This is a genomic window from Terriglobia bacterium, assembly GCA_036496425.1.
In the GTDB taxonomy this organism is placed as follows: domain Bacteria; phylum Acidobacteriota; class Terriglobia; order 20CM-2-55-15; family 20CM-2-55-15; genus 20CM-2-55-15.
In genome coordinates this window covers 1-11,653 of sequence record DASXLG010000374.1, presented here as the reverse complement: position 1 = coordinate 11,653, position 11,653 = coordinate 1, and the positions used below count along the sequence as shown (strand labels likewise).

12 protein-coding genes are annotated in these 11,653 nt (G+C 59.0%); 6 read left to right on the top strand and 6 right to left on the bottom strand.

Annotated features, from left to right (window positions below):
* From VGK48_27745 to VGK48_27720, 6 genes are all read left to right on the top strand, one after another.
* A partial coding sequence (locus VGK48_27745; protein HEY2384986.1) for an alpha-L-arabinofuranosidase C-terminal domain-containing protein occupies positions 1-1,834 on the top strand: 1,834 nt, incomplete at its 5' end.
* 5 nt (positions 1,835-1,839) lie between these two features.
* The gene (galT, locus tag VGK48_27740; protein ID HEY2384985.1) at positions 1,840-2,886 is read left to right on the top strand and encodes a galactose-1-phosphate uridylyltransferase; all 1,047 of its coding nucleotides are present in this window, start codon (positions 1,840-1,842) and stop codon (positions 2,884-2,886) included.
* Positions 2,876-3,865 (top strand): inositol monophosphatase, encoded by a 990-nt coding sequence (locus VGK48_27735; protein ID HEY2384984.1) that lies wholly within the window; start codon positions 2,876-2,878, stop codon positions 3,863-3,865. The genes galT and VGK48_27735 overlap by 11 nt, the downstream gene beginning before the upstream one ends.
* Positions 3,866-3,910: 45 nt before the next feature.
* Entirely contained in the window at positions 3,911-5,227 is a 1,317-nt protein-coding gene (locus VGK48_27730; GenBank protein HEY2384983.1) for a galactokinase family protein, read from the top strand.
* Between the two features lie 17 nt (positions 5,228-5,244).
* Positions 5,245-6,216 (top strand): sugar-binding protein, encoded by a 972-nt coding sequence (locus tag VGK48_27725; protein ID HEY2384982.1) that lies wholly within the window; start codon positions 5,245-5,247, stop codon positions 6,214-6,216.
* Positions 6,217-6,361: 145 nt separating this feature from the next.
* Positions 6,362-7,315 (top strand): hypothetical protein, encoded by a 954-nt coding sequence (locus VGK48_27720; protein ID HEY2384981.1) that lies wholly within the window; start codon positions 6,362-6,364, stop codon positions 7,313-7,315.
* Between the two features lie 48 nt (positions 7,316-7,363).
* Here the strand turns inward: VGK48_27720 and VGK48_27715 are convergent, their stop codons facing one another.
* From VGK48_27715 to VGK48_27690, 6 genes are all read right to left on the bottom strand, one after another.
* Entirely contained in the window at positions 7,364-8,011 is a 648-nt protein-coding gene (locus VGK48_27715) for an RraA family protein (GenBank protein HEY2384980.1), read from the bottom strand.
* A 3-nt stretch (positions 8,012-8,014) separates the two neighbouring features.
* Positions 8,015-8,665 (bottom strand): RraA family protein, encoded by a 651-nt coding sequence (locus VGK48_27710; GenBank protein ID HEY2384979.1) that lies wholly within the window; start codon positions 8,663-8,665, stop codon positions 8,015-8,017.
* A 2-nt stretch (positions 8,666-8,667) separates the two neighbouring features.
* Complete coding sequence (locus tag VGK48_27705; GenBank protein HEY2384978.1) at positions 8,668-9,663, bottom strand: protocatechuate 3,4-dioxygenase; 996 nt, start codon at positions 9,661-9,663, stop codon at positions 8,668-8,670.
* A 15-nt stretch (positions 9,664-9,678) separates the two neighbouring features.
* The gene (locus tag VGK48_27700; protein HEY2384977.1) at positions 9,679-10,515 is read right to left on the bottom strand and encodes an ABC transporter permease; all 837 of its coding nucleotides are present in this window, start codon (positions 10,513-10,515) and stop codon (positions 9,679-9,681) included.
* Positions 10,512-11,306: an ABC transporter ATP-binding protein gene (locus VGK48_27695; protein ID HEY2384976.1), complete on the bottom strand. Its 795-nt coding sequence runs from the start codon at positions 11,304-11,306 to the stop codon at positions 10,512-10,514. Before VGK48_27695 ends, VGK48_27700 begins: the two co-directional genes overlap by 4 nt.
* Positions 11,307-11,380: 74 nt before the next feature.
* Positions 11,381-11,653: hypothetical protein (locus VGK48_27690; GenBank protein HEY2384975.1), on the bottom strand; the 273-nt coding region annotated here is incomplete at its 5' end.

The following is an 11,653-nucleotide window of genomic DNA, read 5'->3' as shown; positions in this document are numbered from 1 at the left end:
AGACGACGGTCAGAAACCGGTTCACTGGTCTTCTACAGGAGCCGGCTCGATTGCGCTCGAGAACGACCCTGTTCCCGGTACCGCATTGACGACAGCGCTGAAGCTCGATGCGGCCTCTCTTAAAGCCAGCGGGCGCGCGGGAATCGCCAACGAAGGCTTCTGGGGTATCCCCGTCAAGCCGGACACCACCTACCACGCATCCTTTTATGCAAAATCAAACGATGGCTTCAAAGGCTCGCTGACCGCGGCGATCGAGAGCAACGATGGTGCGACTGTTTTCGCGAAGGCGGACGTGCCGCGTGTTTCCTCAGATTGGAAGAAATACACGGTCACCTTGAAGACCTCGAGAGCGGCTCCGTCGACCACGAATCGTTTTGTCATTTCGACTGGGACACCCGGAACGATCTCGTTCAGCCTGGTTTCGCTTTTCCCGCCGACATACAAGAACCGTCCGAACGGCAACCGGCAGGACATCATGCAACTGCTCGCCGGCCTGAAACCGAGTTTCCTCCGCTTTCCGGGCGGTAACTATGTGGAAGGTCCGAACTATGAAAACCGGTGGAACTGGAAAGCCACGATCGGGCCGCTGGAGCAACGTCCCACGCACATGAGCCCATGGCGATACCGCTCGTCGGACGGCATGGGGCTGCTCGAATTTCTGGAATGGTGCGAAGACTTGAATATGGAGCCGATCGTCGCCGTCTATGCCGGCCTGCACATCGATAACGGGGCCAACATTATTACTGGTGACGCGCTGAAACCGCACGTTCAGGATGCACTCGACGAAATCGAATACATCACCGGCGATGCAAAAACGGAATGGGGCGCCAAGCGCGTGCGAGACGGTCATCCGCAACCGTTCAAGCTCCGGTTTATCGAAGTCGGAAACGAAGACTGGCTGAATCGCGGCACCGCGACCTACGATTCGCGGCTCACAATGTTTTACGATGCCATCAAGGCGAAGTATCCGAACATCAGGATTATTTCGACCATGCGATCGAGCGACCGGGACTTCACCTACACGCGCCGGCCCGACTTCCTGGATGATCACTATTACATGACGATTCCGACGGCGCTCAGCCAGGCGCATCTGTATGACAATTACAGCCGTTCCGCGACGAAGATTTTCCTGGGCGAGTGGGCCACCAATAATCCGAGAACGGGCGACACTCCGATGTTGGCCTTTGCGCTCGGCGATGCCGCGTGGCTGACGGGGCTGGAACGTAATGCGGACGTTGTGATGATGAACTGCTACGCCCCGCTCCTGATCAACGTCAATCCCGGCGGCCGCCAATGGGCGGTCAATCTGATCGGATATGATGCGCTGAACAGTTTCGGCTCGCCGTCGTATTACGTGCAAAAGATGTTCTCGAACAATCGCGGGGACGTCGTATTGCCCGCGAAAATCGACAACCTGCCGATGCTCACAGCGCAGCAGATCCCGATCGCGCCCGTTCCTCCGCCTCCGCCGGGTGCGCCACCAGGCGGCAACGGTGGCGGAAATGGCGGCGGAAGCGGCGCACGCGGCCCTGCGGGGCCTTTCGATGGCCTATATGTCAGCGCAACCCGCGACACTCCGAGCGGGGACGTCATCTTAAAACTCGTCAACATTCAGGAAACGCCGCAACCTCTGCAGATCGATCTTCAGGGAGTCTCCACCATCAAGAAGGATGCGGCGGGCGAGATGATCACCGGAACGCTGGCGGACGTCAATACGGTTGCCGAGCCGATGAAAGTGGTGCCGAAACCGATCACGATAAAGAATGCCGGGACGAGTTTCGCGCATGAGCTTCCGGCGCATTCCGTTAGCGTCATCCGCCTGAAGACACGATAAAACACATGGCGAAATGGGAAGAGCGCTGGCACCCGCTGCGGCAGGAATGGGTCATCGTCGCGGCGCATCGCCAGGACCGGCCGTGGCATGGCGCTGTCCGAGCGCAATCTGCGCAAAGCGCATCCGAATATCTCAAAGACTGCTATCTCTGCCCGGGAAACCCGCGCGTGCGGGGCGCGCAGAACCCGCAGTATCGCGATATCTTCGTTTTCGATAACGATCATCCCTGTGTCGGTCCGGACGCTCCGCAGGATCTGGAGACGCCGCCCGGCATTTATCGCAACCGCCCGGCGGATGGTCTTGCTCGCGTTGTCTGTTACAGTCCGAAACATAATTCGAGCCTGGCGGAATTATCTCTCCCTGAAATCGAAAAGCTCCTGGAAACATGGCGCGGGCAATATGCCGAGCTGGGTTCGCGTCTCGAAGTCAAACACGTCCTGATTTTCGAAAATAAAGGCGAGGTCGTGGGCGTCTCCAATACGCATCCGCACTGCCAGATCTACGCCACGAACTTCATCTTCAAAACCACTCAGACCGAACATACCGCCGGCCACGAACACTACGAACGGACGGGCCGGATACTGTTCCAGGATATTCTTCAGGCGGAACGTGCAGATGGGCGCCGAATAATCCATGAGAATTCATCGGCCATCGCGTTCATTCCTTACTTCGCGCGTTACGCTTACGAATGCTACGTCGCCCCGCTGGAAACGCATGCCCGGCTGGAGGATTTGAACAAGGCGGAACTGAGAGACTTCGCGGCGGCCTTGAAAGCCTTGCTGGTCCGCTATGACAACCTTTGGCAAATGCCCTTCCCCTATGTCATGACGCTGCATCATGCACCGACGGACGGCGGCGACTATACCGGATTTCATTTTCACGTCCAGTTCCATCCTCCACTGCGAAAGCCGAACCTTGTGAAGTATCTTGCCGGTCCCGAAATCGGCGGCGGCAATTTCCTGAGCGATACGCTGCCTGAAGAAAAGGCGGAAGAGTTGAGAAGCCTGCCGGACATCCATTACAAGGCCTCGCCAGGAGAAAATGTTGTCTGACATCCGCGAACTCCTGGAACCGTTGCGCGACCTCCACGACCGTATTCGCGACACAGTCCTTGCGGCGTGCGAGAGACAGCAGATGGAAGAACTCGCCGGCGTCGAGCGTGAGACTGCGGGCGACACGATTTATTCCATCGACGCCATCAGTGAAGGGCCATTGCTGGAGTTCTTCAGCGAACTGCGGCGGCAACACGCCTTCGTGCTGATCGCGGAGGGCCTGGAGCGTGATTCCAGGGGCGAGGCTTCCGCGGAATGGCGGATCATCGTCGATCCGATCGATGGAACGCGCGGCCTCATGTATCAGAAGCGGAGCGCATGGATTTTGACCGGCGTCGCACCGAACCGCGGGGACAGGACGTCGCTGGAGGACATCGTGCTTGCCGTGCAGACCGAGATTCCGTTGGTGAAACAGCATCTTTCCGATCAGCTCTGGGCAATTAAAGGCTCCGGCGTCCAGGCCGAACGATTGAACAGGCTGACGCGGGAACGCCTCCCGTTTCGGCCGCGTCCGTCGGAAGCGAAGACCATCGCTCACGGTTTCGCGATGATTTCCCGGTTCTTTCCAGGCGTACGCGATGAACTTGCCGCGATCGATGAAGAAATCGTAACCGGCGCCCTCGGCCCGTTACAGCCCGGTAAGGCGCACTGCTTCGAGGATCAGTACATTTCGACTGGTGGACAGCTTTATGAATTGATCATGGGCCATGACCGCTTCGTCGCCGATCTGCGTCCTTTGATGGAGCAGATCGCTGCCCGGCGTGGGCGGCGGCTCGGCATCTGTTGCCATCCCTACGATCTTTGCTCCGCGCTGATTGCGCGCGAAGCGGGCGTGATCGTCACCGATCCGAAGGGCGCAGCGCTTCGAGCACCGCTCGATGTCATGACGGATGTGGCCTGGGCCGGATATGCGAACGCCTCGATCCACGATCAAATCCAGCCCCTGCTGGAGGCTGCGCTGAGGAAACGAGGCCTGTAGGCGCGGGCTATCTAATGTGTGAATGAACCGGGAGACAACCGAACCGTGAATCTCGAGCAATTTATAGACATCGCGAAATCCGCCGGTTTCTTCGAGCGAGGCCGGGACGTCTTTGTTGCGCGGGCGCCCGGACGTCTCGATGTCATGGGGGGCATCGCGGACTATTCCGGGTCTCTCGTGCTGCAGCAGCCTATCGCGGAGGCGACGTTTGCGGCGGCGCAACCAATGGGCGGGAAGCAACTGGAAGTCGTCAGTCTGGGTGATCCGGTCCGCAGATGCGTCATAAAACTGGAGCCGATCGAATATGCGGAGGCGCGAGAGCGATTTGCCGGCTCTCCCAACGATGGATGGAAGGCATACGTCGCCGGCATTTTCCTGGTCCTCATGCGGGAGTGCGGCGTCTCACTCAATGGCGGCGCAAAAGTTCTGATCTCCTCGAACGTACCGGAAGCGAAAGGCGTCGCGTCCTCGGCCGCGCTCGAAGTTGCCGTGATGCAAGCCGTTCGCGGCGCATTCGGCATCGACCTGCCGCCACACCGAATGGCGTTGCTTTGTCAGATGGCGGAGAATCTGGTTGCCGGTGCGCCATGCGGCGTGATGGATCAGATGACGTCGGCCTGCGGCGAAGAAGACTCGCTGCTGGCGCTCCTCTGCCAGCCCGCAGACCTTCAGCCGCCGGTGAAAGTTTCGAGTGGGATTCGATTCTGGGGCCTGGACTCCGGCGAGCGTCACGCCGTCAGCGGTTCCGACTATGGCTCCGTGCGTTGCGGTGCTTTTATGGGTTTTCGCATCATCGCGTGTGATGACGCTGCAAATGGATATCTAGCCAATATCTCCGTCGAGGAATTCGAACGTGGACACCGTCAACGTCTGCCCGAAGAGATTTCCGGCGAAGAGTTTCTGAGGCGATATGGCGGCACGGCGGACCGCATTACGACAGTGGAGCCTTCGAGAGTTTATAAGGTCCGGCATCCGGCAGCACACCCTGTATATGAGCATGCCCGCGTTCGAGAATTCCGCGAACTGCTGCTTGCCCCGCCGGATCACGCAATATTCGGCCGGCTGGGTGCATTGATGTTCCAATCGCACAACAGCTATCGCGCGTGCGGACTCGGTTCAAAAGGCACGGACTTGCTTGTCGACCTCGTCCGCGCGGCTGGCCCGGCGGCCGGACTCTATGGAGCCCGAATTACCGGCGGCGGTTGCGGAGGAACGGTGGCGGTGATCGGAGAGAAAGATTCGGAACAGGCGATTCAAGAGATCGTGGAACAATACAGGTCGGCGACGGGCTACCGGCCCTACGTTTTTTCGGGATCTTCGCCCGGTGCATCGCGGTTTGGCGTTGCCCGCCTGCAGCTATAACGAGGAGAATGCCGCCAATGAAGAAGGCACTCATTATTCTGATTCCCGCAATTCTGCTGGCAGCGGGCTGCGGTTCGAAATCGCAGGCGGGCGGCGATGGCAAGGCCGGAAAGCAACTGAAACTCGCATTTGTAACGAATAACTCCGCCGACTTCTGGACGATGGCGAGGCGCGGAGTGGAAAAGGCCGATGCGGAATTGAGCGACGTCTCGGCCGAATTCCGAATCACGTCCGACGGAACAGCCGCCGACCAGAAGCGCATCATCGACGATCTCATGACGAAAGGCGTCGACGGCATCGCCATCTCCCTTGTCGATCCACAAAACCAGACCGCCCTTTTGAACGATGTTGCCAAGCACGCCCTCGTCTTTACACAGGACAGCGACGCCCCCAACAGCGAACGTACCTGCTACGTCGGCACCGACAACATAGCTGCCGGCCGCCAGGCCGGACAACTCATCAAAGAAGCGCTGCCGGACGGCGGAAAGATCATGCTCTTTGTCGGAAAGCTCGACGCGCGAAACGCGCAAGATCGCATTCAGGGCATCAAAGACGTGTTGCAGGATTCCAGAATTAAAATCATCGATACGCGGACCGACGACGTCGACAGCGTGCGCGCAAAATCCAACGCGGCCGATACCCTGGTGAAATATCCCGATATCAAAGCCCTCGTCGGGCTCTGGAGTTACAACGGTCCCGCCATCCTGAACGCGGTCAAAGACGCCAGAAAGACCGGCCAGGTCAAAATCGTTGCGTTCGACGAAGCGGATGAAACGATCGCGGGAATTCAGGATGGCTCCATATACGGAACCATCGTGCAGCAGCCGTTCGAGTTCGGCTATCAAGCCATCACGCTGATGACCCGGGCGCTCAAGGGTGACAAGTCGTTCATTCCCGACAATAAGCAGATCATCATCCCGACGATGGTCATCACCAGAAGCAACGTCGACGGCTTCGCCAAACGCCTCCACGATTTGCTCGGCAAGTAGTGCGTGTCAAAAAACGTCACGAAAAGGAAAAAAGGGGACAGATCACTTTTGGGGTATATTCTGCCCCTCTGGACAAATGCCGCAGAATCATATAAATATCAGTCGGAACTTTACTTATAAATTGTCCGAATCAAGGGTGATGAGAATGCCAAAGAGATTTTTTTTGATGTTGATTGCAGCGCTCGTGCTGCCTGCCGGACTGTTGAGCGCGCAAGCGCCCCAGCCGGATAAGAAGGATCCCCAGTACCAGGCGAAGGGTGACCAGAAGCGAACCTATGTATTCCCCGGTACCGATGAGAAAATTCCCTACCATCTCTATGTTCCGATGAAGTGGAACAAGAACACGAAGTTACCGCTGGTCATCGTGACGCACGGAGCCGGCCAGCCCTCGGACGCTCCGTTCGTGCGCGGCGACGGCGCACTCGGCAAACTTGCTGAAGAACGCGGGTATATCGTCGCCGCGATCACCGGTTACAAAGCCAGCGCGACCGCAGTGGACGGCGGTTACAACAACCCCTTCAAAATGGTCCCGGCTCCCCGTCAGCCGCGCGCCGGCGGTGGTGCTGGTGGTGGCGGCGGCAGAGGAAGCGGCAGAGGAAGCGGCAGCGGCGCTCGTGCCGGTGGTGGCAGCGGAAGAGCAGGCGGCGGGCCGCGCGCTCCACAGGCTCCGGCGACGGCCGAGGACAAGCTGAGAGCCGAGCAGGACATTCTTTATGTCACTGACCTCGTCGCAAAGGAATACAACTCCGATCCCAACCGCACTTACCTGATGGGCAACTCCTCGGGCGGCGGCGCGGTCTGGTATATCGCCGAGAAATATCCCGAGCGCTGGACAGCGATTTCACCCAGCGCCGGTCCTCTGACGCCGACCGAGTTTCCGTATGAGCGGCTGAAGAACATTCCGGTTCTGGCGATTCACGGTGACGCGGACACGACGATGGACTACAAAACATCGGAGGAAATGGTCGAGCTGGCGAAGAAAGCCGGTGTCAATGCGACGTTCCTCGGCGTTCCGGGCGGAACGCACATAGAAGCATGGACGAAGGTGCTGCCAGAAACGTTCGATTTCTTCGACAAGTACAAGAAAAAGAAGAAATAGGCCGCAAATACCGCGGATGACGCAGATGGGCGCGTCATCCGCGGCTTACTATGTTTTGCTTTGAAGCTGGTGGTATTTATGCTGCCGGCGCGCTTCCGAGAGCGTCATGCCGCTGAGAACGGCACGACGAATCTTTTCCTCCGTCGCGTCGATTTCCTCAGCAACAGTCAGGACTTGGTTTTCGTGCGCTTTCGGAATGGCGATCACTCCGTCCGCGTCGCCGCGAAGGATGTCGCCCGCGTCCACCCGGGCGTCGCCGATATTCACAGGGCCGTTGACGGTTTCGAGCTGAACGCGGTCTTTGCCGGTTCGCATCGAATAGCTCCGGCTGAACATGGAATACCCGATTTCGCGGGCCAGATGAGTGTCGCGGCAGGCGCCATCGATCACGGTCCCGGCAATCTTTCTGCGATGCGCGACCATCGTCAGAATGTCTCCCCAGACGGTCGCGTTCTCCCGGCCGCCGTTATCGATAACAATCACGCTGCCTTCGGGAACCTCATCAATGAAATCGCCAACCGTACCCGGAGGTATACCGGCAGGACCATACAGCAAAGTGTAGGCGCGGCCCGCCAGGCGGAATCGAGGATCGAGCGGCTTGATGTTCAGGCATTGTCCGGGAATCCCCAGACGGTCCAGCGCGTCACTTAATGCAGTCGTATCGAGTTTCGCTGCGCGTTCTACATTTGGATCCACGAATTACCTCTTCAACATGCTTTCGTAATCGGCGCCCATGACCTGCCCGATCGGTGTGCCGGACCGGATCGCTTCCGCAATGAGCTTTTCCTTTTCGACGATCTTTTCAGCGGCATCGAGAACGCGGCCGATGTCCTCCGCTCGAATGAAGACGACGGCGCTGGCATCGGCGATCACATAATCACCTGCGCTGACGAGAACGGTTCCGACTGTGATGTTCTCATTCGTCGCAGTCTCCACCAGGCGGCCGCGCGCCGTGGTGCACGTATGATCGCGGGCATAGACGGGAAAATCGTGCTGGCGGCTCTCGTCGATGTCCCGCGCGGGCCCTTCGCAGATCACTCCCGCGACGCCCCGCACTTTGGCGCCGAGCGACAGATTTCCGCCCCAGGCCGCAGCATCCATTCCGCTCCGCTGTTCCACGACAATGACGTCGCCGGGATTCGCCATCTCAATGGCCGTCGTGCTGAGGTGTTTGTGCGCTATGGGCCTGCCGTCATCGATGCCGAGCTTGACCGTGAGGACGCGGCCCGCGATCTTCCGCTGAGTCGAATACTGGTGAATTCCAATGACGGCGCCGCGCAAACCGAGTTTGTCCATCGCGTCGGAAACGGCGCAGGTATCGAGACGAGTCAAACGAGCAACGGTGTCCATTCTTATTCCCAGTACACAAATGCCATCGCGTTTCCGGTACCGGCCTCGGACCGGTAGCAAGGCACGTAGTCAATTTTGTGGAAGCGCTTCCCTTCCGCGGTCATCGCGGCAATCACAGGCAGCCAGTTTTTGATTTCCGCGGTGCCGACACGGAAATAGCTTTCGGGCAAACGCGACAGCGCATCTTCGTCTCCCCGTTCCATCGCGCTCAGCACGCTCTGATCGAACTCCTCATCGATGACAAAATGCGTCAGCCCGCCGGAAGCCACGAGCGCCACGCGCTTGTGTCCGGTCCAGCTTTGGATAGCCCGGCGCAAGGCATGACCCAACGCCAGACAGCGGCGGATCGACGGCCGGTTCGGTTCGTAATGAACATTGAAGATGACCGGCACGCTGGGCGGCGGAGCATCGCCAAGCACGCGGTGATAAACGAAGCCGTAGGCATGCGGAATCCCGAGACGAGCGCTCTCCTTTGGCAGTGCCGTGGCCTGCGCAGGGTCGAAATCATCCGCGACCAGCGTATTGATGATGTGGTCCGCGAGGCCCTGCGCTCCCGGATACGACGCCCCCTGCGGCGGGCAGTTCCCCGCTTCAGCGATTTTCAGGCCGGGACTGACCTCGGGTTTGTGATCCGGAATGTTCTCGATCGTGGCTCCGCGAAACACCGTAATGGCGGGCGTGAGATCCTGAGTGAAAATCTCGCGCTGGTCATTGCCCACAATGACGAAGGCTTCGGGCGCGGCCTCTCTGAACTTCCTTCCAACGGCGTCCAACGCGCGCTGGCAGCGTTCGAAGCGTTCGCGGCGCGTCTCCAGTCCGATCTCTTTACCGAAGCCCGGGGCCCGTTCGTTCAAAAGCGACTCGAAGTCGTACGCCTTTCCTCGATAGAAATGCTGCTTGTTGGCGCGGTCCGCTTTCGCGCGCAGATCCCACTGGTCGGGAGGTGTCGACAGCAGCGGCCCGTGCGACGTCCCGATGCCAAGTACGATTTCAGCCATTGGAAATATCCTCCGCTACCGTTCCGGGCGCCAGCGCGAAAACCGCCGCTCGAGCCGCTCCGCGAGAGAAGTGAGAATGACACCGGCAAACGCAATGATGATGAATCCGACGAACAATGTGTCGGTCTGGAACGTCTGACCGCCGTACGCGACCATGAAGCCGATACCTTCGCTCGAACCGAGCATTTCGCCCACGACGACACCGATCAAGCCGACCGCGACACCCTGGCGGACGCCCGTCAGAATGAAGGGCACCGCCCCCGGGATCGCAAGGGTCTTGAAAATCTGCCAATCCGATGCACAGAACGCGCGAGCCGCCCGGAGCAGATCGCGATCCATGTTGCGGATGCCCGCCACGGTGTTGATCAGGATCGGAAAGAAGGCGGAAAGAAAAACGATGAAGACCTTCGACCACATGCCGATGCCGAACCAGATGATGATCAGAGGCATCAGCGCGATGCGCGGCGCCGCGTACAGCGCGTTGACGAAAGGATCCGCGATCAGCCGGAAACGCCGGTACCAGCCGATCATCACGCCCAGAACGACACCGCTCACCAGCGCGCAGCTGAAGCCGATCGCAAAATTCTTGCCGCTGAACGCGAGATCCGCGAGTAGAGTTCCCTTGGTCAGCGCGATCCAGAATGCCTTCGCGATCGCGGACGGGCCGCTGAAGAACAGCGGTGAAATCCAGGTGGTGTACGACCAGATCGCCTGCCAGATGCCGATCGCAAGCAGAACCGCAGTGCCGCCCAGAATCGCGCCTTCATGCTGCTGGTAAAATGTCTGGCGCGGGCGCCCCGACGGTTCGGATTTTTCGACATGCGGCCGGGCGAGCGTCGTCTCGGTTTTCATATCGCGGCCGCCATTCCGAGACGATCCGATTCTTCCTCAATCAGTTTCCAGACGGAATCCTCCAGCTCCAGGAATCTCGGGTCGCGCTTCAGGCTCAGATTTCGCGGGCGCGCAAACGGCACGTCGAAAACATCTTTAACCCGGCCGGGGCGCGCGCTCATGACCACGACGCGGTCGGCGAGGTAGATGGCCTCGTTGATCTGATGCGTAATGAAGAGAACCGTTTTCCTGGCTTTCGACCAGATCTTCAAGAGTTCGGACTGCATGAACTCGCGGGTCTGCGCATCGAGCGCGGCGAACGGCTCGTCCATCAGCAGAACCACAGGATCGGCCGCAAGAGCTCTCGCCAGATTCACGCGCTGCTGCATTCCGCCGGAGAGTTCCGAAGGATAGTGCCGTTCGAATCCTGAAAGTCCGACCAGCTTGATGAAGTATTCGGTGCGCTCCTGCATGGCGTTTTCGTCGAAACGCCGCTGAAGCTCCATGCCGTATCGCACATTGCCGGCGATCGTGCGCCACGGCAGCAGGCTGGCGTGCTGAAAAACCACCGCCCGGTCAATCCCCGGACCATCCACGCGTTTCCCGTCGATGGCGACATTGCCTTCTTCATAAGGAAGCAACCCGGCAACGATGTTCATCATCGACGTCTTGCCGCAGCCGCTCGGCCCGACAATCGCCATGAACTCGCCGTCTTCCACCGAGAAAGACACATCGGATAGCGCAAGGACCTCGCGATCTTCGCGCTCCAGCCAGTAGTGTTTCGTGAGGTGATCGATCTGTAGCTTAACCATTCGAAATCAGGGAGAAACCACAAGAGGTGCAAAAGGCACATGCGCTTCTTGCGCTTTTTGCGGTTTCTTCTTCTCTATCTGTATGCCGCCTTGCTCTTCCGGTCTTCCTCGCTTTTGATACCCGGCCCAAAGGTCTTCTCGAAGAACCCTTCTTTTACCAGCTTGTCGACGACGCTGTTGTCCACGACCTTATGCGGATCGAACGACTTCAACTGCGTCGCGGCCTCCGAATTGGCCTGGTCCGTAATCGATTTGATGGCGGCTGCGAGGACGTAAGGCACCCGTTCCAGCTGGTTGCCTCTCGCCATCATGTCGTAGATCCGGCCGACATCTTCATCCGACTGCTT

What these genes read in the sequence shown, in the direction of transcription:
- galT (HEY2384985.1), top strand. Translation starts at nt 1,840, where the DNA reads ATGGCGAAATGGGAAGAGCGCTGGCACCCGCTGCGGCAGGAATGGGTC.
- VGK48_27735 (HEY2384984.1), top strand. Translation starts at nt 2,876, where the DNA reads ATGTTGTCTGACATCCGCGAACTCCTGGAACCGTTGCGCGACCTCCAC.
- VGK48_27725 (HEY2384982.1), top strand. Translation starts at nt 5,245, where the DNA reads ATGAAGAAGGCACTCATTATTCTGATTCCCGCAATTCTGCTGGCAGCG.
- VGK48_27720 (HEY2384981.1), top strand. Translation starts at nt 6,362, where the DNA reads ATGCCAAAGAGATTTTTTTTGATGTTGATTGCAGCGCTCGTGCTGCCT.
- VGK48_27710 (HEY2384979.1), bottom strand. Translation starts at nt 8,665, where the DNA reads ATGGACACCGTTGCTCGTTTGACTCGTCTCGATACCTGCGCCGTTTCC.
- VGK48_27705 (HEY2384978.1), bottom strand. Translation starts at nt 9,663, where the DNA reads ATGGCTGAAATCGTACTTGGCATCGGGACGTCGCACGGGCCGCTGCTG.
- VGK48_27700 (HEY2384977.1), bottom strand. Translation starts at nt 10,515, where the DNA reads ATGAAAACCGAGACGACGCTCGCCCGGCCGCATGTCGAAAAATCCGAA.
- VGK48_27695 (HEY2384976.1), bottom strand. Translation starts at nt 11,306, where the DNA reads ATGGTTAAGCTACAGATCGATCACCTCACGAAACACTACTGGCTGGAG.